At 60.0% G+C, this 23,560-nt stretch carries 23 protein-coding genes and 1 riboswitch; of the genes, 17 read left to right on the plus strand and 6 right to left on the minus strand.

The window, feature by feature from the left end; all coding sequences use genetic code 11:
- Positions 1-56 precede the first annotated feature (56 nt).
- Positions 57-641, minus strand: a complete 585-nt coding sequence (locus ABVN21_RS03685) for a hypothetical protein (RefSeq protein ID WP_339556519.1) — start codon at positions 639-641, stop codon at positions 57-59.
- A gap of 151 nt (positions 642-792) precedes the next feature.
- Positions 793-1,024, plus strand: a riboswitch (cobalamin riboswitch).
- Positions 1,025-1,105: 81 nt separating this feature from the next.
- Here ABVN21_RS03685 and cobO point away from each other — a divergent pair.
- Genes cobO through ABVN21_RS03755 form a run of 14 tightly spaced genes read left to right on the plus strand, consistent with a single transcriptional unit; the run spans position 1,106 to position 12,484 of the window.
- Entirely contained in the window at positions 1,106-1,717 is a 612-nt protein-coding gene (cobO, locus tag ABVN21_RS03690) for a cob(I)yrinic acid a,c-diamide adenosyltransferase (protein ID WP_339556518.1), read from the plus strand.
- Positions 1,714-3,114: a cobyrinate a,c-diamide synthase gene (locus ABVN21_RS03695; RefSeq protein ID WP_339556517.1), complete on the plus strand. Its 1,401-nt coding sequence runs from the start codon at positions 1,714-1,716 to the stop codon at positions 3,112-3,114. Before cobO ends, ABVN21_RS03695 begins: the two co-directional genes overlap by 4 nt.
- Positions 3,111-3,761 (plus strand): 5,6-dimethylbenzimidazole synthase, encoded by a 651-nt coding sequence (gene bluB, locus ABVN21_RS03700; RefSeq protein WP_339556516.1) that lies wholly within the window; start codon positions 3,111-3,113, stop codon positions 3,759-3,761. Before ABVN21_RS03695 ends, bluB begins: the two co-directional genes overlap by 4 nt.
- A complete protein-coding gene (gene cbiB / locus ABVN21_RS03705) occupies positions 3,758-4,666 on the plus strand; it encodes an adenosylcobinamide-phosphate synthase CbiB (RefSeq protein WP_339556515.1) in 909 nt (302 codons plus the stop codon). The genes bluB and cbiB overlap by 4 nt, the downstream gene beginning before the upstream one ends.
- Positions 4,659-5,651, plus strand: coding sequence for a threonine-phosphate decarboxylase CobD (gene cobD / locus ABVN21_RS03710; RefSeq protein WP_339556514.1), 993 nt, complete (start codon positions 4,659-4,661; stop codon positions 5,649-5,651). The genes cbiB and cobD overlap by 8 nt, the downstream gene beginning before the upstream one ends.
- Positions 5,648-7,099 carry a cobyric acid synthase gene (locus ABVN21_RS03715; RefSeq protein ID WP_339556513.1) on the plus strand — a complete coding sequence of 484 codons (1,452 nt, stop codon included), beginning with the start codon at positions 5,648-5,650 and terminating at the stop codon, positions 7,097-7,099. The genes cobD and ABVN21_RS03715 overlap by 4 nt, the downstream gene beginning before the upstream one ends.
- A gap of 42 nt (positions 7,100-7,141) precedes the next feature.
- Positions 7,142-7,663 carry a bifunctional adenosylcobinamide kinase/adenosylcobinamide-phosphate guanylyltransferase gene (gene cobU / locus ABVN21_RS03720; protein ID WP_339556512.1) on the plus strand — a complete coding sequence of 174 codons (522 nt, stop codon included), beginning with the start codon at positions 7,142-7,144 and terminating at the stop codon, positions 7,661-7,663.
- Positions 7,660-8,715 carry a nicotinate-nucleotide--dimethylbenzimidazole phosphoribosyltransferase gene (gene cobT, locus ABVN21_RS03725; RefSeq protein WP_339556511.1) on the plus strand — a complete coding sequence of 352 codons (1,056 nt, stop codon included), beginning with the start codon at positions 7,660-7,662 and terminating at the stop codon, positions 8,713-8,715. The genes cobU and cobT overlap by 4 nt, the downstream gene beginning before the upstream one ends.
- Entirely contained in the window at positions 8,712-9,287 is a 576-nt protein-coding gene (gene cobC, locus ABVN21_RS03730; RefSeq protein ID WP_339556510.1) for an alpha-ribazole phosphatase family protein, read from the plus strand. Before cobT ends, cobC begins: the two co-directional genes overlap by 4 nt.
- A 2-nt stretch (positions 9,288-9,289) precedes the next feature.
- On the plus strand, positions 9,290-10,021 hold the full coding sequence (locus tag ABVN21_RS03735; protein ID WP_339556509.1) for an adenosylcobinamide-GDP ribazoletransferase: 732 nt from the start codon (positions 9,290-9,292) through the stop codon (positions 10,019-10,021).
- 55 nt (positions 10,022-10,076) lie between these two features.
- Positions 10,077-10,481, plus strand: coding sequence for a MarR family transcriptional regulator (locus tag ABVN21_RS03740; protein WP_339556508.1), 405 nt, complete (start codon positions 10,077-10,079; stop codon positions 10,479-10,481).
- A 52-nt stretch (positions 10,482-10,533) separates the two neighbouring features.
- Positions 10,534-11,742, plus strand: a complete 1,209-nt coding sequence (locus tag ABVN21_RS03745) for an MFS transporter (RefSeq protein ID WP_339556507.1) — start codon at positions 10,534-10,536, stop codon at positions 11,740-11,742.
- Positions 11,739-11,861, plus strand: a complete 123-nt coding sequence (locus tag ABVN21_RS03750) for a hypothetical protein (RefSeq protein WP_339556506.1) — start codon at positions 11,739-11,741, stop codon at positions 11,859-11,861. The genes ABVN21_RS03745 and ABVN21_RS03750 overlap by 4 nt, the downstream gene beginning before the upstream one ends.
- 56 nt (positions 11,862-11,917) lie before the next feature.
- Positions 11,918-12,484, plus strand: coding sequence for a glutathione peroxidase (locus ABVN21_RS03755; RefSeq protein WP_339556505.1), 567 nt, complete (start codon positions 11,918-11,920; stop codon positions 12,482-12,484).
- A 91-nt stretch (positions 12,485-12,575) separates the two neighbouring features.
- Here the strand turns inward: ABVN21_RS03755 and ABVN21_RS03760 are convergent, their stop codons facing one another.
- The 3 genes from ABVN21_RS03760 to ABVN21_RS03770 all read right to left on the minus strand — a co-directional run bounded on the left by ABVN21_RS03760 (position 12,576) and on the right by ABVN21_RS03770 (position 14,967).
- Positions 12,576-13,841, minus strand: a complete 1,266-nt coding sequence (locus tag ABVN21_RS03760) for an outer membrane protein transport protein (RefSeq protein WP_339556504.1) — start codon at positions 13,839-13,841, stop codon at positions 12,576-12,578.
- A gap of 146 nt (positions 13,842-13,987) precedes the next feature.
- Positions 13,988-14,470 (minus strand): hypothetical protein, encoded by a 483-nt coding sequence (locus tag ABVN21_RS03765; protein ID WP_339556503.1) that lies wholly within the window; start codon positions 14,468-14,470, stop codon positions 13,988-13,990.
- Between the two features lie 272 nt (positions 14,471-14,742).
- Positions 14,743-14,967, minus strand: a complete 225-nt coding sequence (locus ABVN21_RS03770; RefSeq protein WP_007898912.1) for a hypothetical protein — start codon at positions 14,965-14,967, stop codon at positions 14,743-14,745.
- Positions 14,968-15,965: 998 nt separating this feature from the next.
- Between ABVN21_RS03770 and ABVN21_RS03775 the strand changes: the two genes are divergently transcribed.
- Both ABVN21_RS03775 and rmuC read left to right on the plus strand, forming a co-directional pair.
- Entirely contained in the window at positions 15,966-16,289 is a 324-nt protein-coding gene (locus ABVN21_RS03775) for a sel1 repeat family protein (protein WP_339556502.1), read from the plus strand.
- A gap of 178 nt (positions 16,290-16,467) precedes the next feature.
- Positions 16,468-17,829, plus strand: a complete 1,362-nt coding sequence (rmuC, locus tag ABVN21_RS03780; protein ID WP_339556529.1) for a DNA recombination protein RmuC — start codon at positions 16,468-16,470, stop codon at positions 17,827-17,829.
- 75 nt (positions 17,830-17,904) lie between these two features.
- Here the strand turns inward: rmuC and ABVN21_RS03785 are convergent, their stop codons facing one another.
- Together ABVN21_RS03785 and ABVN21_RS03790 are read right to left on the minus strand one after the other, a co-directional pair.
- Positions 17,905-21,375, minus strand: a complete 3,471-nt coding sequence (locus ABVN21_RS03785) for a hybrid sensor histidine kinase/response regulator (RefSeq protein WP_339556501.1) — start codon at positions 21,373-21,375, stop codon at positions 17,905-17,907.
- Positions 21,376-21,614: 239 nt separating this feature from the next.
- Positions 21,615-22,151 (minus strand): TetR/AcrR family transcriptional regulator, encoded by a 537-nt coding sequence (locus ABVN21_RS03790; protein WP_339556500.1) that lies wholly within the window; start codon positions 22,149-22,151, stop codon positions 21,615-21,617.
- A 150-nt stretch (positions 22,152-22,301) separates the two neighbouring features.
- On the opposite strand from ABVN21_RS03790, the gene ABVN21_RS03795 reads away from it, so the two are divergent.
- Positions 22,302-23,492, plus strand: a complete 1,191-nt coding sequence (locus tag ABVN21_RS03795; protein ID WP_339556499.1) for an MFS transporter — start codon at positions 22,302-22,304, stop codon at positions 23,490-23,492.
- Positions 23,493-23,560: the final 68 nt, after the last annotated feature.

Here is a 23,560-nt window from a genome sequence, read left to right on the forward strand (position 1 = left end):
CTATGAATGCTGTGACCTAATCAATAGAGAAGCGAGGATGCGCGATGGTTCAACCGTCAGCCGCGAGCTTCCTTGAACAGTACGGCAATGCCGGGGTGGTAGTTGCCACCTTCGTTGCGCAATTTGCGGTAGGCGTAGGGGAAATACCAGGCCACGGCGCAGGTGTGCTCCTTTTGCAGGTCATCGACCATGTCTTGAAGTTCTTCCGGGGTGGCGCCGTGCTGGGTTTTTTGCGGGGCAACGAACAGGCAGCCGAGTTTCAGGTCGCTGGCGTAGCTGATCTTCCTGGCGTCGCTGGTGACATCGAGCAACGCCTGGGTCAGGTTCAAGCTGTTGACCCGTGGCCAGCGTTGCGTGGTTTGAAGCCAGGCCTTGGCGTCGGGTGTGGCGATGAATAGATCGGCGCGGCCGTTGCGTTCGCCTTCTTCGATCTGTTTGCGGGTGGGCGATTGTTGCAGGGTGATCATCTCTGCCGCCCACGCGGCAGCGGAGAGCAGGCCGAGGTTGGCTTTTTCATCCATCCAGTAAGGCGTTTCATTGTCGCCGCGCACGGCGTTGTAGCGGTCGATACAGTCAAACCAGCGTTCCAGCGCAGGGCGCAGGAATTCCAGCTTCGGATTGCTGATGATCATGCCTTGCATGGGGCTTACTCTTGTTATTATGTTTAAGGTTATGGCTCTTTGATATCACTGCTTCGAGTGTGGCACAAGATTGCCGTCAGTTTGTTGATCAACGGCAGTTATTCGCTCTCGAGTCCCGTCTTCAATTGACGCTCCACCCCCAACCCTCTAACCTTCGCGGCTTGTTTCAGGTGCTCTGTGGCTTGGGTCGACAGAGTGAAACAGGGAAGCCGGTGAGTGAGCGTTTTCAATCGATGAAACTCATGATCCCGGCGCTGCCCCCGCAACGGTAAATGAGTGAAAGGCTGCGCCTTGAGCCACTGTGTCGACTGACATGGGAAGGCGCGCAGCCAGGCCAACGCCGCTCATGAGCCCGGAGACCGGCCTGATCCATCCAAGCGGCATCACGGTGGGCGATGCCAGGCTTCTTGCCGTCTTTTCTTGTGCCTGCCCGCCGTTATCCAGCCTCAACGGAGAGCTCCCCCATGACTGATACCCCTGATCGTGACGAACGTCACCTGGCGCGCATGCTGCGCAAAAAAGCCGTGATCGACGAACGCATCGCCAACTCTCCGAATGAATGCGGCCTGTTGTTGGTGCTGACCGGCAACGGCAAAGGCAAGAGCAGTTCGGCGTTCGGCATGCTCGCCCGCGCAATGGGCCATGGCATGCACTGCGGCGTGGTGCAGTTCATCAAGGGGCGCAACAGTACGGGCGAAGAGTTGTTCTTCCGACGTTTTCCAGAACAAGTGCGTTTTCATGTGATGGGCGAGGGCTTCACTTGGGAAACCCAGGATCGCCAGCGCGACATCGCCGCCGCCGAAGCGGCGTGGGCGGTATCACAGCAATTGCTGCGCGATCCGTCCATCGGCCTGGTGGTACTGGACGAATTGAACATCGCCCTCAAGCACGGCTATCTGGATCTGGACCAAGTGCTCAGCGATTTGCAGGCGCGACCGCCGATGCAGCACGTGGTGGTCACCGGTCGTGGCGCCAAGCCGGAAATGATCGAATTGGCCGACACCGTCACTGAAATGGGCATGATCAAGCACGCTTTTCAGGCCGGGATCAAAGCGCAAAAAGGCGTGGAGCTGTGAATCAACCTCGTCATTGCCCGGCGGTATTGATCGCCGCGCCGGCGTCTGGTCAGGGCAAGACTACGGTCACCGCCGCACTGGCCCGTTTGCATCGCAATCAGGGGCGCAAGGTTCGCGTGTTCAAGTGCGGCCCGGACTTTCTCGACCCGATGATTCTCGAGCGCGCCAGCGGAGCGCCGGTGTATCAACTGGACATGTGGATGGTCGGCGAGCAGGAAAGTCGCCGACTGTTGTGGGAAGCCGCCGCTGAAGCTGACTTGATTCTGATCGAAGGCGTCATGGGTCTGTTCGACGGCACGCCGTCCAGCGCTGACCTGGCGCGGCACTTTGGCGTGCCGGTGCTCGGTGTGATCGACGGCACCGCCATGGCACAGACCTTTGGTGCGCTGGCCCTGGGCCTGGCGCGCTATCAGTCCGACTTGCCGTTTGCCGGCGTGTTGGCCAACCGCGTGGGCACCGTGCGTCACGCGCAATTGCTCGAAGGCAGTCTGACCGAAGGACTGCGCTGGTACGGCGCGTTGTCCCGGGAAACCGGAATCGAATTGCCCAGCCGCCATCTCGGACTGGTTCAGGCCAGCGAGTTGAATGATCTCGACGTGCGTCTCGATGCAGCGGCCGAAGCGTTGGCCAGCAGTTGCGAGGTTGCGCTGCCGCCTGCGGTGGAATTCGGCGCGCCGGATGTGATCGACGTCGAACCTCTACTGAGCGGTGTGCGCATTGCCGTGGCCCGTGACGAAGCGTTTGCCTTCACCTATGGCGCCAGCCTGGATTTGCTGCGGGAGATGGGCGCCGAACTGTCGTTCTTCTCGCCGATCCGCGACGCTGGTTTGCCGGAGGCCGACAGCTTGTATCTGCCGGGCGGCTATCCGGAATTGCACCATGTCGCGCTGTCGCAAAACACGGCGATGCTTGAGGCGATCCGCGCGCACCATGCTGCCGGCAAGCCGTTGCTGGCCGAGTGTGGCGGCATGCTTTATTTGCTCGATTCGTTGACCGATGTTGAAGGTACGCGTGCGGAACTGGTCGGTTTGCTGGCCGGTGATGCGGTGATGCAGAAGCGTCTGGCTGCATTGGCGCTGCAAGCGGTGGAACTGCCGGAAGGTTCGTTGCGCGGGCACACCTATCATCATTCGCTGACTACGACCGAGCTCGTGCCGATTGCTCGGGGCTTGAGTCCTAACGGCGGGCGTGGGGCGGAGGCGGTTTATCGTGAGGGGCGGATGACGGCTTCGTACGTGCACTTCTATTTTCCGTCCAATCCGTCTGCGGTTGCCGCGCTTTTTGCACCTGATCTGGAAACCGCTATCGCTGGCAAGCCAGCTCCCGCAGTGGGCGGTGTAATACCTGAAGAAATGCAATCCCTTGTGGGAGCTGGCTTGCCAGCGAACGGGCCATGACCGACAACGCCTTTTCCGAAGCCGAGCGCGCAGCGGTTTATCGCGCCATCGGTGAACGCCGCGACATGCGCCACTTCAGCGGCGGCACGGTCGAGCCCGAACTGTTGCGCCGCCTGCTCGAAGCCGCGCATCAGGCCCCCAGCGTTGGCCTGATGCAGCCCTGGCGCTTCATCCGCATCAGCGACCGCACCCTGCGCGGCGAGATTCAGGCGCTGGTGGAAGAAGAGCGCATCCGCACCGCCGAAGCCCTCGGCGAGCGCACCGACGAATTCATGCAGCTCAAGGTCGAGGGCATCAATGACTGCGCCGAAGTGCTGGTCGCTGCGCTGATGGAGGATCGCGAACAGCATATTTTCGGCCGTCGAACCTTGCCCGAAATGGACTTGGCGTCGTTGTCCTGCGCGATCCAGAACCTCTGGCTGGCGTCCCGTGCCGAAGGGTTGGGGATGGGCTGGGTTTCGCTGTTCGAACCGCAAGCGCTGGCCGATTTGCTCGGGTTGCCCGCCGGCGCCAAACCGTTGGCCGTTCTGTGCCTGGGGCCAGTGACAGAGTTTTATCCAGCACCAATGTTGGTACTTGAAGGCTGGGCGCAGGCGCGTCCGCTTAGTGAGTTGTTGTATGAAAATTATTGGGGAGTGCGTCCATGAGTGTGGCGTTGTTGAGTGTCGCCGCCGTGGCGCTGGATGCGCTGCTGGGTGAACCCAAGCGCTGGCATCCGCTGGTGGCGTTCGGCCGATTTGCCGAGCGCATCGAGCAACGATTCAACGGGGGAGGGCGCGGCTGGCGCAGTCACGGGGTCACCGCGTGGGTGATGGCGGTGGTGCCGCTGACCTTGCTGGCCACGGCCTTTTCCTGGACGCCATACGTGGGCTGGGTCGTCGAAATTCTCGCGCTCTATTGCGCCCTCGGCATGCGCAGCCTCGGCGAGCACGTCGAACCCGTGGCCAAGGCCTTGCGCAGTGATGATCTGGACGAAGCGCGTACCCGCGTCGGTTACCTGGTCAGTCGCCAGACCAGCGAACTGGATAAAACCGAAGTCGCCCGGGCCGCCACTGAGTCGGTACTGGAAAACGGCAGCGACGCCGTGTTCGCCGCGCTGTTCTGGTTCGCCGTGGCTGGCGCGCCTGGCGTGGTGCTCTACCGTTTGAGCAACACCCTGGACGCGATGTGGGGTTATCGGAATGAACGCTTCGAGCGTTTCGGCTGGGCGGCGGCGAAGATCGACGACGTACTCAATTACATCCCTGCGCGGCTAGTGGCGTTGACTTACGCGCTACTGGGAAAAACCCGCCTGGCGCTCAAATGCTGGCGTAGTCAGGGACCGACCTGGGACAGCCCGAATGCGGGGCCGGTGATGGCGGCGGGGGCCGGTGCACTGGGCGTCGAGTTGGGTGGGCCGGCGATTTATCACGGTGAATTGCATGTACGTCCACAACTCGGTGAAGGCGTGCCAGCGGACGCCGATTCCATTGACCGTGGCTGGCAATTGGTCCAGCGCGGCGTATGGTTATGGCTGCTGATTCTCTGCGTGGGGGCTGAATTTTATGCTTGAGCACGGCGGACGGTTGCGCAAGGCCGCGCTCGAATACGGCATCGAGGAAGCCGATTGGCTTGACCTGTCCAGCGGCCTCGCGCCCTGGCCATTTCCGGTTCCGGATATTCCGTTGCGGGCCTGGGCGCGTTTGCCGGAAACCGATGACGGTCTGGAACAGGTCGCCTGCGATTACTACGGCACATTGCAGGCGCTGCCGGTGGCTGGTTCGCAAATGGCCATCCAGTTGCTGCCGCGTTTGCGTCGGGCGGGCAAGGTTGGGGTGCTGTCGCCCTGTTACGCCGAACATGCCGAAGCCTGGCGCCGCAATGGCTACATCGTGCGCGAAGTGCTGGAGCAGGAGGTCGACTTTTATATCGACAGCTTCGATGTGCTGGTGGTGGTCAACCCGAACAATCCCACCGGCCTGAATCTGCCCCCGGCGCGGTTGCTTGAATGGCATGCGCGGCTGGCCCAGCGCGGAGGCTGGCTGGTGGTCGACGAAGCCTTCATGGACAACACGCCGCAACTCAGCGTGGCGCCGTTTGCCCATCAGGTCGGATTGATCGTGCTGCGTTCGTTTGGCAAGTTCTTCGGCCTGGCCGGGGTTCGCCTCGGTTTTGTACTGGCTGAGCGCAAGTTGCTCAAGTTGCTCGCTGAGCAAGTAGGACCATGGGCGGTCAGCGGCCCGACCCGGGTTCTGGGGCAAGCTTGCCTGCGCGATACCGAAGGGCAGGCGCAGCAACGCGTGCGCACCGAAGAAGCCAGCGAGCGACTGGCGTCGTTGCTGGAACAATACGGTTTCAAACCCCAAGGCGGTTGCGCCTTGTTCCAGTGGCTGATCACCGAGCGCGCCGAGGCGTTGCACGAATTCATGGCCCGGCGCGGCATCCTGCTGCGGTTGTTCACGCAGAACAGCAGCCTGCGTTTCGGCTTGCCTGGCGATGAGGCTGATTGGACTCGCCTGACCGCCGCACTTGAAGCCTTCAGCAAGGAAAACCCATGACCACGTTGATGGTGCAGGGCACCACCTCCGACGCCGGTAAAAGTACGCTGGTGACGGCGCTGTGCCGTTGGGTCACGCGCCAGGGCGTCAGTGTGGTGCCGTTCAAACCGCAGAACATGGCGCTCAACAGTGCGGTGACGGCCGATGGCGGCGAGATCGGACGTGCGCAAGCCGTGCAGGCCCAGGCCGCTTTCCTTGAACCGCATACCGACATGAACCCGGTGCTGCTCAAACCCAACAGCGATACCGGCGCCCAGGTGATCATCCATGGCCGTGCCGTCACGACCATGAACGCCGTCGCTTATCACGACTACAAAACCATCGCCATGCAAGCGGTACTGGCCTCCCACGAACGGTTGAGTGCAGCGTATCCGGTGGTGATGGTGGAAGGGGCGGGCTCGCCCGCGGAGATCAATCTGCGCGCTGGCGACATCGCCAACATGGGCTTTGCCGAAGCGGTGGATTGCCCGGTGGTGCTAATCGCCGATATCAATCGCGGCGGGGTGTTCGCACATCTGGTGGGTACTTTGGAGCTGCTGTCGCCGAGCGAGCAGGCGCGGGTCAAGGGTTTCATCATCAACCGTTTTCGCGGCGATATCGCCTTGCTGCAACCCGGTCTCGATTGGTTGGAGGACCGCACCGGCAAACCGGTGATCGGCGTGTTGCCGTATGTGATGGATCTGCATCTGGAGGCTGAGGACGGCATTGATCAGCGCCAGACTGACAAGGCCGATCAAGTGCTTAAAGTGGTGGTGCCGGTGCTGCCGCGCATCAGCAACCACACCGATTTCGATCCGCTGCGTTTGCATCCACAAGTGGACCTGCAATTTGTCGGCCCCGGCCAGGCGATTCCACCGGCCGACCTGATCATTCTTCCCGGCTCGAAAAGCGTGCGCAGTGATCTCGCGTATCTGCGGGCCAACGGCTGGGATACCGCGATCTCCCGGCATTTGCGCTACGGCGGAAAAGTGCTCGGCATCTGCGGCGGCCTGCAAATGCTCGGCGAACACGTGCACGATCCGCTGGGGCTTGAAGGAGCGCCAGGTTCGAGCGCGGGGTTGGGGTTGTTGGCGTTTGCAACGCAACTGGAAGAAGAGAAGCAACTGCGCAACGTGCGCGGACGTCTGGCGCTGGAGAATGCTGAAGTCAGTGGCTATGAAATCCATGCCGGCGTCACCACCGGACCGGCATTGGAAAACGCTGCCGTGCAGCTGGATGACGGTCGCTGCGACGGTGCGCAGAGTGTTGATGGACAGATTTTCGGTACTTACCTGCATGGCCTATTTGAATCCCCGGCAGCATGCAGTGCGCTGTTGCGCTGGGCGGGTTTGCGGGATGTGCAGGACGTCGATTACCACGGGTTGCGCGAGCGCGATATCGAGCGGTTGGCGGATCTGGTGGAGACGCATCTGGATACCTCACTACTGCGTGAGCTCTGTGGGTTTTAGGCTGGTTTTGTTGGCCTCACCGCACATTTAAAGGAATGAACCATGCTCCAACTGATCCTCGGCGGCGCCCGCTCCGGCAAAAGTCGCCTGGCTGAAAAGCTGGCTTTGGACAGTCAACACCAAGTGATCTACATCGCCACCAGCCAGCCCCTGGACGGCGAAATGAACGACCGGGTCGCCCATCACCGCGCCCGCCGTCCCGCCGAATGGGCATTGATCGAAGAACCGCTTGAGCTGGCCCGGGTCCTGCGCGAGAACGCCAGCGCCGATCGCTGCCTGTTGGTGGATTGCCTGACCCTCTGGCTGACCAATCTGCTGATGCTCGACGATACAGAGCGCCTGGTCGCCGAACGCGAGGCGTTGCTGGAGTGCCTGGCGTCGTTGCCGGGTGAAATTATTTTTGTCAGCAACGAAACCGGAATGGGTGTCGTGCCGCTGGGCGAATTGACTCGCCGTTATGTCGATGAAGCCGGTTGGCTGCATCAAGCTCTTGCCGAGCGCTGTCAGCGAGTCGTCCTGACCGTCGCCGGCCTGCCTCTGACTTTGAAAGGAACTGCGTTATGAGCCAATCCTGGTGGCTGAACCCGTGCAAGCCGATCAATGCCCAAGCCGTCGAACAGGCCGAAGCCCGCCAACAGCAACTGACCAAACCGGCTGGCTCCCTCGGTCGTCTTGAATCGGTAGCGGTGCAGTTGGCGGGATTGCAGGGACGGGTCAAGCCGAGCCTTGATCAGGTGTGGATCGCGATTTTTGCCGGTGACCACGGTGTGGTCGCTGAAGGGGTGTCGGCGTTTCCCCAGGAAGTCACCGGGCAAATGCTGCTCAACTTCGTCAACGGCGGTGCGGCGATCAGTGTTCTGGCGCGGCAGTTGGGAGCCTCCCTTGAAGTGGTTGATCTCGGTACCGTTACGCCGTCGTTGAACCTGCCGGGCGTGCGGCATCTGAATGTCGGACCCGGCACGGCAAACTTTGTGAACGGTCCGGCCATGACGGCTGCTCAAGGTGAGAGGGCGCTACAGGCTGGCCGCGACAGCGCACAACGCGCAATCGTAGCGGGTGCGCAGTTGTTCATCGGTGGCGAAATGGGCATCGGCAACACCACGGCGGCCAGCGCTCTGGCCTGTGCTTTGCTGGATTGTCCGGTGATGCATTTGACCGGACCGGGCACCGGGCTGAATGCCGCGGGTGTCAGTCATAAGGCGCTGGTGATCGAACGTGGATTGGCTTTGCACGGCGCTCAGCGTGGCGATGCTTTGCAGACTTTGTTCAACCTTGGTGGTTTTGAAATCGCGGCGTTGGTCGGTGCTTACCTGGCCTGCGCCCAGGAAGGTGTCGCGGTATTGGTCGACGGCTTCATTTGCAGCGTCGCGGCGCTGGTGGCGGTGCGCTTGAATCCTGAGTGCCGGCAGTGGTTGCTGTTCGGCCATCGCGGTGCTGAACCCGGTCATCGTCATGTACTGGAAACCTTGAACGCCGAACCTTTGCTCGACCTCGGCTTGCGCCTGGGCGAGGGTAGCGGTGCTGCGTTGGCCGTGCCATTGCTGCGTCTGGCCTGTGATCTGCACGGGCAGATGGCGACGTTCGCCGAAGCGGCGGTGGCGGATCGTCCGGCATGACCTTGCGCCTGGATCTGCTGCGCCACGGCGAAACCGAGCTCGGGGGAGGTCTGCGCGGCAGCCTCGACGATGCATTGACCGACATCGGTTGGCAGCAGATGCGTGCGGCAGTGGCGGAGCAGGGGCCGTGGGATCGGCTGGTCAGCTCGCCATTGCAGCGCTGTGCAAGATTCGCTGAAGAACTTGCCGAGAAACTGGGCCTGCCGGTGGAGTTGAATAAAGACCTGCAAGAGCTGCATTTCGGCGCGTGGGAAGGGCAGAGTACGGCCAAGTTAATGGAAACGGATGCCGAAGCCTTGGGTTTATTTTGGGCTGATCCCTATTCATTTACGCCACCTCAGGGCGAGCCCGTCACTGCATTTTCCGCACGGGTATTGGCAGCGGTGACGCGTTTGCAGGCGGCCTATGCGGGCGAGCGGGTGCTGCTGATCAGCCATGGCGGGGTCATGCGTTTGTTGCTGGCACAAGCGCGCGGGTTGCCACGTGAGCAATTGCTCAACGTTGAGGTGCGGCATGGTGCGCTGTTCTCGTTGTCGGTCGAGCCCGGCGGTTTGCTTAAGGAAGCGTTCTGATCATGTTGCCGTTCTGGATCGCCCTGCAATTCCTGAGCAGCCTGCCGATTCGTCTGCCAGGCATGCCAGCGCCGAAGGAGTTGGGGCGGTCGCTGTTGTTTTATCCGCTGGTGGGTTTGTTGTTCGGCGGGATTTTGTGGGCGCTGAACTGGCTGCTGATGGGTACGCCATTGATGTTGCACGCGGCGCTGTTGTTGACGGTTTGGGTGTTGCTCAGCGGCGCGTTGCACCTGGATGGCCTGGCCGACAGCGCTGATGCGTGGCTGGGTGGATTCGGTGATCGTGAACGCACCTTGACCATCATGAAAGACCCTCGCAGCGGGCCGATCGCGGTGGTTACGCTGGTGCTGGTGTTGCTGCTCAAGTTCGCTGCATTGCTGGCCTTGATCGAACAGCAATACGCCGTGGCGCTGATCATCGTGCCATTGCTCGGTCGCAGTGCGTTGCTGGGGTTGTTCCTGACCACGCCCTATGTGCGTGCCGGTGGTTTGGGGCAGGCGCTGGCCGATCATTTGCCGCGATTGGCGGGCAAGCAGGTACTGGTCGGCAGTGCGGTGATTTGTGTGTTGATCGCCGGTTTTGGTGGCGTGTTGGCGCTGGTGCTGGCGACGGTAGTGTTTGTCTGGTTGCGCCAGGTCATGCTTCGGCGGCTGGGCGGGACGACAGGTGATACGGCGGGGGCGTTGCTGGAATTGCTGGAGATGGCGGTGCTGGTGGGTTTGGCGATCTTTTGATTTTTCTGCGATCCTGTAACTTGATTTAACACACTCGCGGGTATATACACGCACCATGCTCGATTCCCAATGTTTATGCATCAACCTGCGTCGCGCCGCTCGCGGCGTCAGCAGACATTACGACGGCGCTCTCGACGGCTTCGGGATCAACGTTGCGCAGTATTCTTTGCTGTGCAATTTACAGCGCCTGGATCAGCCGAGCATTTCCACCCTGGCCGAAGCGATGGGGCTGGATCGAAGCACTCTGGGACGCAATTTACGCGTACTGGAGGGCGAAGGTCTGGTGATGCTGGTCGAGGGCGAAGACATGCGCAATCGCATCGTGCGGCTGACGAATGCCGGTGCCGAGCGCCTGAAAGCAGCCTTGCCGGCATGGGAAGCGGCGCAGCAGCGATTGGTTGATCGCCTGGGCGCCGAAAAACGTGAAACGTTGTTGAAGTTGCTGGACGAACTGGCTTGATGCCGGTTTGTTCGATCTTAAGCGGGTATATACCCGCGCCGGGAGAATAAGAATGACATCGATGTGGCGTACGTGCGGCTGGGTTTTGTTGGGGAGTGCGCTGATCCTTGCGTTGTCTCTGGGTGTGCGGCATGGCTTCGGCCTGTTCCTGGCGCCGATGAGTGCCGAGTTTGGCTGGGGGCGGGAAGTGTTTGCCTTCGCCATCGCCTTGCAGAACCTGATCTGGGGTCTGGCGCAGCCGTTCACTGGAGCGCTGGCCGACCGCTTCGGCGCGGCGAAAGTGGTGCTGATCGGTGGCGTCCTATACGCCCTGGGCCTGGTGTTCATGGGCTTGTCCGATTCGGCGGTGACCCTGTCACTGAGCGCCGGGCTGTTGATCGGTATCGGCCTGTCCGGTACATCGTTTTCGGTGATCCTCGGCGTAGTCGGGCGCGCAGTGCCGCCGGAAAAACGCAGCATGGGCATGGGCATTGCCAGCGCTGCCGGTTCGTTCGGCCAGTTCGCCATGTTACCCGGTACGCTAGGGTTGATCGGCTGGCTCGGTTGGTCGGCGGCATTGCTCGCCCTGGGGCTGCTGGTGGCGCTGATCGTGCCGCTGGTAAGCATGCTCAAGGACAAGCCGCTGCCGGTGCTTGGTCATGAGCAAACGCTGTCCGAAGCACTGCGCGAGGCCTGCTCCCATTCGGGATTCTGGCTGTTGGCGTTCGGCTTTTTTGTCTGCGGTTTCCAGGTGGTGTTTATCGGCGTGCATTTGCCTGCGTACCTGGTGGATCAACATTTGCCGGCGACGGTGGGTACGACGGTGCTGGCGCTGATCGGCTTGTTCAATATCTTCGGGACCTACACCGCAGGCTGGCTCGGCGGACGCATGTCGAAGCCGCGGTTGCTCACCGGTTTATACCTGCTGCGGGCGGTGGTGATCGGCCTGTTTCTGTGGGCGCCGGTAACCACGACTACGGCGTACCTGTTCGGGATGGCCATGGGTTTCCTGTGGCTGTCGACAGTGCCCTTGACCAACGGCACGGTGGCAACCTTGTTCGGGGTGCGAAACCTGTCCATGCTCGGTGGAATTGTTTTCCTGTTCCACCAGCTCGGCTCGTTCCTTGGCGGCTGGTTGGGCGGGGTGGTGTACGACCGCACCGGGAGCTATGACTTGATTTGGCAGGTAGCGATTCTCTTGAGCCTGATGGCCGCCGCATTGAACTGGCCGGTGCGTGAAACGCCGGTGGCACGCCTGCAAAACCAAATGAGCGCGATATGAACAGTCTCTGGCCGCGAATCACCGTTTTGGCCGTCTGTGCCTTGCTCCTTGTGCTGGCCTGGTGGGGGTGGCACCAGGGCGGGTTGGCGCTGATGCAATTGGGCATGGGTGCTTGCTAGCAGGATGTTAGGGCGAGTAACGTGGATTTCACACGATGATCCAAGGAAGCACCGACATGCTGATACGCTGGCTGGCAGTTCCCGCGTTACTGGTAGCGTTGACCGGATTGGCTCAAGCGGCGGAATGCCCGGCGCTGTTACAAGGCTCGTTGCCCAAGTTGCGCGCCAATGAATCCATCGACTTGTGCCAGCGCTTCATCGGCAAGCCGTTGGTGGTGGTCAATACCGCCAGCTTCTGTGGCTTTGCACCGCAGTTCAAAAGCCTTGAGGCGCTGAATCAGCGTTACAAGGGGCAGGGGCTGGAGGTGATCGGTGTGCCGTCCAACGACTTCAAGCAGGAGTCCAGGGACGGTGCCGAGACAGCCAAGGTCTGTTACGTGAACTACGGCGTAACGTTCACCATGATCGAGCCGCAGAAAGTCCGTGGCGATGATGCGACCCATCTGTTCAAGGTGCTCGCCGAGCAAAGCGCCGCGCCGAAGTGGAATTTCTACAAGTACGTGGTCGACCGTCAAGGCAAGGTGATCGCCAGTTTTTCCAGCCTGACCAAGCCTGATGATCCGGACTTCATTGCGGCGGTGGAAAAGGCCCTAGCTTCACCACCATTGGCCGCAGCGCCCTGATCGAGGCCCACAAAGAAGCCCCGCCTCTGTGCAAGAGAGCGGGGCTTTTTTTTGATTCAGATGGCAAGTGGTTCAGGCTCGCCATGAATCATCAGAAGCGGTAGGTCGCACCGATACCGAAACCGTTCGCCCAGTTTTCATACTTGGCGCTGTAATTCTGACGGTCATTGTCGTCGTTGACCTTGACCGACTCTTCACGCAGGTACGAGTACGCCACGTCGATGGTCAGGTCGTCGGTCGGGCTCCAGCCGGCGCCCAGGCTGAAAATCTTGCGATCGCCAGTCGGGATGCGTGGGGAGCGGTTTTCGTTGTTGGTTGGCGACTGGTCAACCGACAGGCCTGTACGCAGCACCCACTGCTTGTTCAGTTGGTACGAAGCACCGATAGCGTGAGCCCAGGTGTCATGCCAGTTCTGCTCTTCAGTGATGGTGCCGAAGCCGCGTGCGGCCAGAAGGGCAGGAACGCCTTCGTTTTCGACGGAAATTTCTTTCAGGCGGCTCCAGCGAGTCCAGGTGCTGCCTGCATAGAGGGTCCACTGGTCGTCCAGCTGATGAGTAACCGAGAAATCCACGGACTCAGGGGTGGTAATGTCCAGCGAAGCGTCAAACTTCTGTTGACCCAGGGGGCCGAGCAGGCTGTAGTCGAGCTTGGTGTCACCGTCAAGCTTGTACTTCACTTTCGAGTGATAGGTCAGGCCGACGCGAGTGGAATCGGTGGTTTGAACCAGGATGCCGATGTTGTAGCCCAGCGCAGTGTCGTCACCCTTGATTTTGACTTCACCGTCCGGTGCGGCCGGGTTCGGGCTCAGCGACAGGTTCGATTCCAGCTTGCCGTCGATACGGTTAATGGTCGGGCCGAAACCGATCGACACCTTGTCGTTGAAGGCATAGCTGACGGTTGGCTGGAAGGTGATGATTTTGACTTCGCTCTTGCTGCCGAAGTAACGGCCAGCAAAGCCGTTTTCATAATCGGTTACCAGGCCGAACGGTGCATAGACGCCGAAACCGACCGCCCATTGGTCATCGATTGGCTTGACGTAATAGCCCATCGGCACGCCCATGAAAGGGACCATGTCACCTTTGTTGGTGCCGCCATTCCGGGCGCTGACATCGCTGATGTCGGTGTGTGCGTCGATAAATGCAACACCGCCGGTAACTTGTTCGCGCTTGAGGCGAGACATACCGGCAGGGTTGCCAGCAATAGTGGATGCGTCGTCGGCAGATGAAGATCGCCCGGCAAAACCTGTCCCCATCCCGCTGATGCTTTGTTCGTTGAGGGCAAAGCCACTTGCGAAGATCTGGGTGGATGCCATGGCAACGGCGAGGCTAATGGTGGTTTTGAGCATTACTTTTTTCATTATTAGAACTCCTGGTGATCACCGGGGCGAAAATTACCAACATTTTCGTCCCAGCGCCATAGGCTGTATCGCTTGGTTTAGAGCGGTTTTGTAGGACAATCCGACTAAATTCGCAGCCTATTGCGCGATGATTGGATCCGAGAAGTTCAGCAGGCGACCTGATTCAGCGGTGAAACACATGTTTGCCATGCACAGGCGAAGTCTCTCAAGCGCCCTTGGGGATGGAAGGTCTGGCGCCAGATGCGGGCCATCCCCAGTAAATCGTCTGATTCGGGGAGGGGCGTATTCTGTTCTTCGACCAGCAGCCAGGCGATGGCTGTGGCGTAACGCAGGTTGACGGTCAGTTCGAGGTGCGGGCCGCTGAGAAATGCATGCTGGCTGGCCAGGCCACGGACCAGGCTTGCGCGTTCGGGATCGAGAGCCAGGTAGTGGTCCCAGAGTGCCTGGTGGCGGGGTTCGGCGATTCGGTAAAGGCCGTGTCCACGTCGATCATGGAGGGCGGAGCCAAGGGCTGACTGGCTGGCGGCGATGCCCAGCAGCAGGGATTCGGCAGTTGCGCTATGGCGTCCCAGGTAAATCAACGTCGGACGGATCACATAACGACACAGTTCGCTGGCAGCGATACCCATAAAACCCTCGAAACCTGAAATGGTCGGCGAAACCTGAAAGGCTTTGGCAGCGGTGGATCGACTCAGGCTCGCCGGAAGCGGATCAAGCCGCTTGAGTTGAAGTGTAGTGTCATATTCGTACCGTAAAGGCCTGTTTTTAAAATATTTGTGGCGGGCAGTTATAACCGTTATATCGCTTTGTGCTTAGCCGCCCAGGCTGCGTAGGGAAACTTCAGGCAATAAAAAGCCCCGCTTTTTGAGCGGGGCTTTTGATGTTCAGCGTTGCTGGCGTCTCAGGCAACCAGTGCCTGACGGGTACGCTCGATCACAGCCTGCAGCGGTTCGGCGCTGGAGTATTGATCGGGATACAGGCGTTCGCTGTGACGAGCGATGCCGTGTTCGTTGACCAGGGTAAAGCTGAAGCAGCCTTTGCGAGCGGCCATGATCAAGCAGTTCATTGGAGCAAAAGCATTAGTAAGGGTGCGGATGGCATCCTGGGTGTGGATTTGAGTAGACATAGTCATTGGGTGTTCCTACAAGCGACACGGATAAGAACCGTGCAAAATTAAAACGTTCCAGTGACGACGACCACCGTTGGTCGAACGAAGAACCCGACTGGAACAAAGCAGCCAGTTGAAGCGCTATTAATTGGCGCGCTTGGGCTGGCAGGTAGGTACTTAGGAGGGCAGGCAACACATCAAGGGCAAAGGTTCTGGGCCCGGGGTGAAGATCCTGATCAATTTGCAGGCTGGTTCGGTCTGAGTAAGTGAGCCTGGCAACACCCTTTGCTTTTGATTCAAAGGTTGTGTTGACGCAAGATTTACCTGGAAACCATCGAGGTGGTCGATCCCGCTTGTTCGGTGAAGGCTTCCTTTGGGAAGGCTGTCCGGGGGGATTTGTTCGACCAGAATTGACTTTCAGCTTGGTACTAACGCCGCGGATACTAACGGATTGAAAGGTCAATGGGAAGTGTGTTAGCGAAAAAGAGCATTGGCGTGGCAGTCATTTGCCTTGGATGTGCGCTGATCGAAAGTCTTTCCCCTGTCAGATGCGCTCCTTAATCGCGCAGAATCCGACGGGTGGTCGCATCGATCTTCAGAGTCACGAGCCGCCTGGATCACGGGTTTGCCAAGGTTTATCCCCAGATCAGGTAGCAAAGTGCGCCGAAAAAGCGCACCGATATAACCGTCATGGAGGTACTTGTGCACATATGTTGCGAGGCCTGTCACCTCACTGTCATCTAGCTTTCAAGCGCAGTGGGTGCCTGTAACCAAAATTTAAGTCAATGAAAAACATCGCTTTTTTTTACTGGTGAAAAAATCGTCAGTTTGACTGCAGGCCCCATTACACAGGGCTTTGCGCGAGTTCAAAGGCGGTTGTCCACTGAGTTATCCACAGCTTCTGTGGATTGTCCCGAGCGCTTGCTCTAGCACGGGCGTGCCGCGTTTTTTTCGGCTTTACCTGTAAGAAAAAAAGAGTAGAGTGGCGCGCCTTCCGATCTGCCCCACAGTGCTTTATGAAGTTTCGTTCACCATCAGATTCCAACACTGCCAAACCTTCCGCCGTTACATCGCCCAAGCGTTTTTCGATGCGCGTGGCTGAGTGGCTGCTGGACAGTCCGCGCCTGGGCGAAAACCCGAACGTCAAACACATTGCTGGTCGTTTGCTCAAGCAACCGGCTCGTGAAGGCGTCGTGGCGGCGCAAAGTCGTCTCGGCCAGTTGATGTGCCGGGAATGCGGAAATGCCCGGGATCGTCGAATCGGCCAGGATCTTTTGCGTCAAGCCGCCCGCGCAGGGGATCGGCGCGCGCAACAAGAACTTGGCCTGCTCGAAGACTGAGCTGTCCAAGACCTGACGCCTTGGTTAACCTTCAAGCTTTATTTCAATGGCAGGAATGGCTATGGCTATGGACTTGACCAGCGCATTGCTCGGTCTGGCGGGCGCTGCTCTGCCGTTACTGGTATTGGCCTGGCAACTCCAGCGTCGGGCGAGCACCGCGCAGGCAGAGATCGCGCTAATGGAAGAGCGTTTGGCCACGGCAAATATGGCCCAGGGTGGGGTTAACGCCCAGCTCGAAGCCTGTCGCGATGAGATCGCCGATCTGGGCCAGGCCAACGCCGCCAAACAAGCCGATCTGGCTGCCCTTCGCCGTGAAGTCGAGTTGCTGCAAATCGAGCGTGACGATGCTCGGGACGCCGCCCACGCGTGGAATATCGAGCGCGCCGGCAAAGAGGCCGAGCTGCGTCGCCTGGACGCCCAGGCAGCCTCGCTCAACGCTGAGTTGCGTGAGCAACAGGAAAGCCATCAGCAGCGCCTCAATGATCTCCAGGGCTCGCGAGATGAACTGCGTGCGCAGTTTGCCGAGCTGGCTGGGAAGATCTTCGACGAGCGTGAGCAAAGATTTGCCGAAACCAGTCAGCAGCGCTTGGGACAACTGCTCGATCCGTTGAAGGAGCGCATCCAGTCTTTTGAAAAGCGGGTCGAGGAAAGCTATCAGGCCGAAGCCCGGGAACGCTTCTCGCTGGCCAAGGAATTGGAGCGTTTGCAACAACTCAATTTGCGCCTGAGCGACGAAGCCACCAACCTGACTCGCGCGTTGAAAGGGCAGAAAACCCAAGGTAACTGGGGCGAGTTGATCCTTGAGCGCGTGCTTGAACATGCCGGGCTGGAGAAGGGCCGCGAGTACCAGACTCAGGTCAACCTCAAAGGTCCGGATGGTGAGCGATTCCAGCCGGACGTGATCATTTATCTGCCCGGCGATAAACAGGTGGTGGTCGACTCCAAAGTCAGTCTGACGGCCTATCAGCAATACGTTGCGGCGGAAGACGAGGCCATCGGCCAGATCGCCATCAAGCAGCACGTGCTGTCCCTGCGCAATCACGTCAAAGGCTTGGCCGGCAAAGACTACAAGCGTCTCGACGGCTTGCACAGCCTGGATTTCGTCCTGCTTTTCGTACCGATTGAAGCGGCGTTTTCCGCCGCGCTGCAGGCTGAGCCGACGCTGTTTCAAGAGGCATTCGACCGCAACATCGTGATCGTCAGCCCGACGACGTTGCTGGCCACTCTGCGCGTCATCGACAGCCTGTGGAAACAGGAGCGCCAAAGTCAGAACGCCCGGGAAATCGCCGAACGGGCTGGATGGCTGTACGACAAGTTTGTGTTGTTCATTCAGGATCTGGATGAAGTCGGCAATCGCTTGCAGCAACTGGACAAGGCCTACAGCTCGGCGCGCAACAAGCTGACAGAAGGGCGCGGCAACCTTGTGAGTCGCAGCGAACAACTGAAGTTGTTGGGCGCGCGGGCGAGCAAAAGCCTGCCGGCGGATTTGCTGGAGAGGGCGATGACTGATGTGGATGGGTTGGTCGAGTTGCCAGAGTAATCGCTGGCGCTGATGATATTTGTGGCGAGGGAGCAAGCTCTCACGCCACAGGTTTGCTCTGGCTCAACGATGTCGCTACAACGGCAAATGACGACTCAACAACGCCCGCAACGCCGCCGGCTTCACTGGCTTGGCCAGATAATCCAGCCCTGCCGCATGCACCTGGGCCATTGTCTCCGGTCGTCCATCGGCGCTGATCACCACACCGGGAATCGGCTCGCCCAGACGGGTTCGCAACCAGGCCATCAGCTCGGTTCCGGTTTCGCCGTTATCGAGGTGGTAATCCACCAGCGCCAATTGCGGCCGCACCCCATCGCCCAGCAGCACCGCGCATTCATCGCGATTACGCGCGGTCCAGACCTGGCAACCCCAGCGGGTCAGCAAGCTGTTCATGCCAATCAGAATGCTGTCTTCATTGTCGATGCACAGCACCTGCGCGCCGCTGAGCAGTTTTCCATTGAGTTCGGTGGTCTTCGCGGGCAATGCGGATTGCGCGCGGGCCAGCGGTACGCTGACGCTAAAGACGCTGCCACGCCCCGGCCACGAGCGCACGCGCAACGTATGCCCCAGCACTCGGCACAAGCCGTCGGCAATCGCCAGGCCCAGCCCAAGTCCCTTCTCGGCACGGGTCTGATGACTGTCCAGGCGTTTGAATTCCTCGAAAATCACCTGCTGTTTATCCACTGGAATACCCGGCCCCCGGTCCCAGACCTCCAGGCACAATTCACCCTGACGTCTACGAACTCCGAGCAGCACCGGGCCTTTGGCGTAGCGAAACGCGTTGGTGAGGAAATTCTGCAAAATCCGGCGCAACAGTTTGATGTCACTGTCGACGCGCAGTTTGCTGCCCCTTACACGGAATTTCAGGCCCTGATCCCGCGCCAGAGCCTTGAATTCCGCGCCTAGCGTGTCGAACAACTCGTTGAGTGGGAACGGCTTGGGGGCCGGATTGATCTTGCCGTTTTCCAGGCGGGAGATGTCGAGCAAATCGCTGATCAGGTCTTCGGCCGAGCGCAGTGAACTGTCGAGGTGCTGGACCAGTTTTTGCGTCTCGGCGGACAACCCATCCTCCTGATGATTCAGCGCCGCAGAGAACAGTCGCGCAGCGTTCAACGGCTGCATCAAGTCGTGGCTGACGGCTGCCAGGAAACGGGTTTTCGACTGGTTCGCCGCCTCGGCAGTGCCCTTGGCTTCGGTCAGGGCCACGTTGAGTTGTGACAGTTCGTGGGTGCGCTCGGCAACCCGTTGCTCCAGGCCTTCATTGGCCTCGGTCAGTGCCTGCGCGGCTTCGCGAAACGGGGTGATGTCGGTGAAGCTCATGACAAAACCGCCGCCAGGCATCGGGTTGCCGATCAGTTCGATCACCCGGCCATTGGGGAACATCCGCTCAGAAGTGTGCGCACGCCCCTGACGCATCCAGTGCAGCCGGCGGGCGACATGCACTTCGGCTTCGCCGGGTCCACACAATCCGCGCTCGGCGTTGTAGCGAATGATGTCGGCAATTGGGCGGCCAATACTGATCAGGCCATCCGGGTAATTGAACAGCTCAAGATAGCGACGGTTCCACGCCACGAGTTTCAGCGACTGGTCGACCACACTGATGCCCTGGGTGATGTTTTCGATCGCGCCTTGCAGCAATGCTCGATTGAATTGCAGAACTTCCGAAGCTTCGTCGGCGATCCGAACGACGTCCTCCAGCTGCATCTCCCGACCTTCGATGGCGGCTTTTACCACCGCGCGTGTCGATGAAGCGCCGAGCACACCGGCCAGCAAGCGTTCGGTGTGGGCGATCCATTCCCCATCGGCATTCTGGTTCGGGTTGAAGCCTTTGCCCTGGCGGTAGGCAAATCGAATGAAGCTCTGGCGGGCGCGTTCCTCACCAACGAAGCGTGCTGCCAGTTGCAGCAGATCTTCGATCTGCACCGCCAGCATCGAGCGTGCGCTGGGTCGGGCGCTGATTTCCTGGCCAATGAAACGCCCGGCCTGCCAGTGTTCCGACACCCGCGTTCGCGACAGCACGGAGACCCAGGCGAACAGCGTGAAGTTGCCGGCCAGCGACAACACCACACCTTGGGTCAGCGGGGTGATCGGCAGGTTCAACGGATTGCTGTGCAGCCAGGCCAGGCCCGGGAAACTGTGCAAAGACATTCCCAGACTGTGGGCGGCAATCGGCAGAACCAGCGTGTAGAACCAGAGGAATGTCCCCGCAGCGAGTCCGGCGAAAACGCCTCGGCGGTTGGCCTGTTTCCAGTACAGCGCACCGAGCATGGCCGGTGCCAGTTGCGTGACGGCGGCGAAGGCGATTTGGCCGATGGTCGCCAGGCTCGCAGTCGAACCCAGCAGTCGATAGCTGACGTAGGCCAGCAACAAAATGACCACGATGGTCACGCGGCGCACCGACAACATCCACTGGCGGAACACTTCGAACGGGCGCTCGGCGTTGTTGCGGCGCAGCAGCCACGGCAGCAACATGTCGTTGGAAACCATGGTCGACAGTGCCACGCTGGCCACGATCACCATGCCGGTGGCGGCCGAAGCTCCGCCGATAAACGCCAGCAACGCCAATGCCGGGTGTGCCTGGGCCAATGGCAGGCTGATCACGAAAGAGTCGGGCAGCACTGAGCTCGGCAGCAGCATCTGGCCCGCCAGCGCAATCGGTACGACGAATAATGCCGCCAGGGCGAGGTAAGCCGGGAACACCCATTTGGCCAGGCGCAAATCTTGTGGGTCGATGTTCTCGACCACGGTCACGTGGAACTGTCGCGGCAGGCAAATGATCGCCATCATCGCCACCCCGGTCTGCACTACCATCGATGGCCAGTTGATGGTTTCCTTCCAGTATTCTTCGAGGCGCGGGGCGAGCATGGCTTGATCGAACAGGTCGTCGAAACCGTCGTAGAGCCCAAAAGTCACGTACGCGCCGACCGCCAGAAACGCGAACAGCTTGACGAGCGATTCGAACGCAATCGCCAGCACCATGCCGCGGTGGTGTTCGGTTGCATCAAGGTTACGAGTACCGAAGACGATGGTGAACAGCGCCAGCACCAGCGATACGATCAGCGCGGTGTCCTGCGCGCGAACGCCCATGGCATCGGCACCGGCGCCGATCAACAGGTTCACGCCAAGGACGATGCCCTTGAGTTGCAAGGCAATGTAGGGCAGCACGCCGACCAGACAGATCAGCGCCACCACCACCGCCAACGATTGGGATTTGCCGTAACGTGCGGCAATGAAGTCGGCAATCGAGGTGATGTTTTCCTGCTTGCTGATCATCACCATTTTTTGCAGTACCCACGGTGCCCCGATCAACAACAGGATCGGCCCGAGGTAAATCGGCAGGAACGACCAGAGCTGTTCGGCCGCCTGACCCACTGCGCCGAAGAACGTCCAACTGGTGCAGTAGACCGCTAGCGAAAGGCTGTACACCCAGGCGCGCACCCGGGGCGGCAATGGCGCGCTGCGGCGGTCACCGTAAAAGGCGATGGCGAACATGATGGCCATATAGGCCAGGGCGACGGCGGCGATCAGCCCGCTGGACAGCGACATGGGAACTCCCGGAAACAAAGACTCCCGGGCCTCCCGCCCGGACGCACAGTCTCGCACGATGGCCGGGGTTAGTCAGTGTCGACCAAGGTCGTGGGGTGGCGGGGTGTCGCAGAGGAGAGGGCTGTCAGATCGCCTGCGTTTTTGCGGGCCTCTTCGTGAGCAACTCGCTCCTACAAAAGATCGCGTTTTGTCTGAAGGAACGCGGCCCAATGTGTGCGAGCCTGCTCGCGATGGCGGTCTCACTGACTCAAGGCAATCTTGACCAACCGATGCAGTTCTTCAACCTCTAGCGGCGCCTCGGAAAACAGGATTCGAAACACGATAGGCGCCGCGACCATATTGATCAGCCGATCGACACTCGGCTTTTGCTCCTCCGGATAGCGATCCAGAATCGTCTGCAACTGCCCGCCAATGATCGTCGCGCAATAGCTCGGTTTGAGGCTCGACTGCACGTCGCGCAGCATGTTGCGACCGGGGGCGGAGCTCATCTCGTCCAGATACTGCTCCGCCCAGGCCCGCACATCGCCTTGCAGGCTACCGGTTTTGGCCGATTCAGTTTCCGGTTGCAGGCGGGCGAGGGCGACGTCCGCCAGCAGCGCCGACAAATCGCCCCAGCGTCGATAAATCGTCGAAGGCGTAACGCCCGCGCGCGCGGCGATTTGCGGCACGGTGATGGTGACGCGGTCTTGCTCTTCGAGGAGTTCGCGCACGGCCGAATGAATCGATTCTTGCACCCGGGCGCTGCGGCCACCGGGACGTAAAGTGGGAGCTGTCATCATGTGTTTCCTGTTTCGCGCCGGGGTTTGTACACGCACAGCCCCAGTCGTTAAAGCCACGCATCGGACCTTAACACAAAGAATTTGCTTTAAGCGCAAGTCAGTAGCACACTCCGCAAAAGCAAAAAATTAGCTTTTGCGGAGTGTGCCATGTCAAGTTCTCATCCAAACCGTGCCAGCCTGTGGTTTCTGGCGATCACCTTGCTCAGCTTCCTGGCGGCTTCCACCGCGCCAACGCCTTTGTATCACTTGTATCAGGAGCAGTTGCAGTTCTCGGCTGCCGTGCTGACAGTGATTTTCGGCGTTTACGCACTGAGTCTGCTGGCCGCGCTGCTGACGGTCGGATCACTCTCGGATTACCTGGGGCGTAAACCGGTGATCTTCACGTCGGTGGTGCTAAATATCCTGGCGATGCTGTTGTTCATCTACGCCGATAGTGTGGCCTGGCTGATCGCCGCGCGTGTGCTGCAAGGTTTTGCCACCGGCATGGCCACCGCTGTTTTGAGTGCCACGCTGCTGGACACTGACCGCCAGCAAGGGCCGCTGATCAACAGTGTTGCACCGTTGCTCGGCATGGCGCTGGGCGGGATGGGCTGCGGTTTGTTGGCTGAGTTTGCGCCGGCGCCGTTGCATTTGACCTATTGGCTGTTGCTGGCGCTATTCGGGGGGCAGGCCGTGTATGTGTGGCGTTTGCCGGAAAGCGTCACGCCACAGGCAGGCGCATGGGCGTCGTTGCGACCGACCCTGCATGTGCCGGTCCAGGCGCGCGCCACCTTGTGGCGGGTATTGCCGCTGAACACCGCGACCTGGGCGCTCGGCGGGTTCTTCGCGTCGTTGGCGCCGTCCTTGGTGCGCACGGCCACGGGATCGACGTCGAATCTGATCGGTGGGGCGACGGTAGCGGCATTGACGCTCACCGGTGCCTTGATGATTTTCACCCTTCGCAATCGGCCGGCCACCCGGGCACTGCAATTGGGGGCCAGTTTGCTGCCGACAGGCATCATCCTGTTTTTGCTGGGCGTGCACAGTGCCAGTCTGCCGCTGTTTTTCCTCGGCACGCTGGTCGCCGGGTGTGGTTTCGGCGCCGGTTTCCTCGGCGCGGTCCGCAGCCTGGTCCCGCTGGCCTTACCCCATGAACGGGCTGGGCTTATTTCGGCGTTTTATGTGCTCAGTTATCTGGCGTTTTGCCTGCCATCGTTGCTGGCCGGAAGTCTCACCCGCTCATTCGGTCTGGTTGCGACTACCGATGGTTACGGTGCGGCGTTGATCATCCTCGCGCTGAGTGCATTGTTCGCCTTGATGCGGCAGAGGGCGGTCACTGCTTGTAGCGCGATTCGGTAAATCTGTTTTTATTTATAAAACCGATAATAGTTAGAGATATTACCCGTTATATAGATATTCGATCGGGA

This window comes from Pseudomonas sp. MYb327 (assembly GCF_040438925.1).
Classification (GTDB): Bacteria; Pseudomonadota; Gammaproteobacteria; order Pseudomonadales; family Pseudomonadaceae; genus Aquipseudomonas.

Excerpts from the sequence above, each read along its gene's own strand:
- ABVN21_RS03685 (WP_339556519.1), bottom strand. The coding sequence starts at position 641 with ATGCAAGGCATGATCATCAGCAATCCGAAGCTGGAATTCCTGCGCCCT.
- cobO (WP_339556518.1), top strand. The coding sequence starts at position 1,106 with ATGACTGATACCCCTGATCGTGACGAACGTCACCTGGCGCGCATGCTG.
- bluB (WP_339556516.1), top strand. The coding sequence starts at position 3,111 with ATGACCGACAACGCCTTTTCCGAAGCCGAGCGCGCAGCGGTTTATCGC.
- cbiB (WP_339556515.1), top strand. The coding sequence starts at position 3,758 with ATGAGTGTGGCGTTGTTGAGTGTCGCCGCCGTGGCGCTGGATGCGCTG.
- cobD (WP_339556514.1), top strand. The coding sequence starts at position 4,659 with ATGCTTGAGCACGGCGGACGGTTGCGCAAGGCCGCGCTCGAATACGGC.
- ABVN21_RS03715 (WP_339556513.1), top strand. The coding sequence starts at position 5,648 with ATGACCACGTTGATGGTGCAGGGCACCACCTCCGACGCCGGTAAAAGT.
- cobU (WP_339556512.1), top strand. The coding sequence starts at position 7,142 with ATGCTCCAACTGATCCTCGGCGGCGCCCGCTCCGGCAAAAGTCGCCTG.
- cobT (WP_339556511.1), top strand. The coding sequence starts at position 7,660 with ATGAGCCAATCCTGGTGGCTGAACCCGTGCAAGCCGATCAATGCCCAA.
- cobC (WP_339556510.1), top strand. The coding sequence starts at position 8,712 with ATGACCTTGCGCCTGGATCTGCTGCGCCACGGCGAAACCGAGCTCGGG.
- ABVN21_RS03735 (WP_339556509.1), top strand. The coding sequence starts at position 9,290 with ATGTTGCCGTTCTGGATCGCCCTGCAATTCCTGAGCAGCCTGCCGATT.
- ABVN21_RS03740 (WP_339556508.1), top strand. The coding sequence starts at position 10,077 with ATGCTCGATTCCCAATGTTTATGCATCAACCTGCGTCGCGCCGCTCGC.
- ABVN21_RS03745 (WP_339556507.1), top strand. The coding sequence starts at position 10,534 with ATGACATCGATGTGGCGTACGTGCGGCTGGGTTTTGTTGGGGAGTGCG.
- ABVN21_RS03750 (WP_339556506.1), top strand. The coding sequence starts at position 11,739 with ATGAACAGTCTCTGGCCGCGAATCACCGTTTTGGCCGTCTGTGCCTTG.
- ABVN21_RS03755 (WP_339556505.1), top strand. The coding sequence starts at position 11,918 with ATGCTGATACGCTGGCTGGCAGTTCCCGCGTTACTGGTAGCGTTGACC.
- ABVN21_RS03760 (WP_339556504.1), bottom strand. The coding sequence starts at position 13,841 with ATGAAAAAAGTAATGCTCAAAACCACCATTAGCCTCGCCGTTGCCATG.
- ABVN21_RS03765 (WP_339556503.1), bottom strand. The coding sequence starts at position 14,470 with ATGGGTATCGCTGCCAGCGAACTGTGTCGTTATGTGATCCGTCCGACG.
- ABVN21_RS03770 (WP_007898912.1), bottom strand. The coding sequence starts at position 14,967 with ATGTCTACTCAAATCCACACCCAGGATGCCATCCGCACCCTTACTAAT.
- ABVN21_RS03775 (WP_339556502.1), top strand. The coding sequence starts at position 15,966 with ATGAAGTTTCGTTCACCATCAGATTCCAACACTGCCAAACCTTCCGCC.
- rmuC (WP_339556529.1), top strand. The coding sequence starts at position 16,468 with ATGGAAGAGCGTTTGGCCACGGCAAATATGGCCCAGGGTGGGGTTAAC.
- ABVN21_RS03785 (WP_339556501.1), bottom strand. The coding sequence starts at position 21,375 with ATGTCGCTGTCCAGCGGGCTGATCGCCGCCGTCGCCCTGGCCTATATG.
- ABVN21_RS03790 (WP_339556500.1), bottom strand. The coding sequence starts at position 22,151 with ATGACAGCTCCCACTTTACGTCCCGGTGGCCGCAGCGCCCGGGTGCAA.
- ABVN21_RS03795 (WP_339556499.1), top strand. The coding sequence starts at position 22,302 with ATGTCAAGTTCTCATCCAAACCGTGCCAGCCTGTGGTTTCTGGCGATC.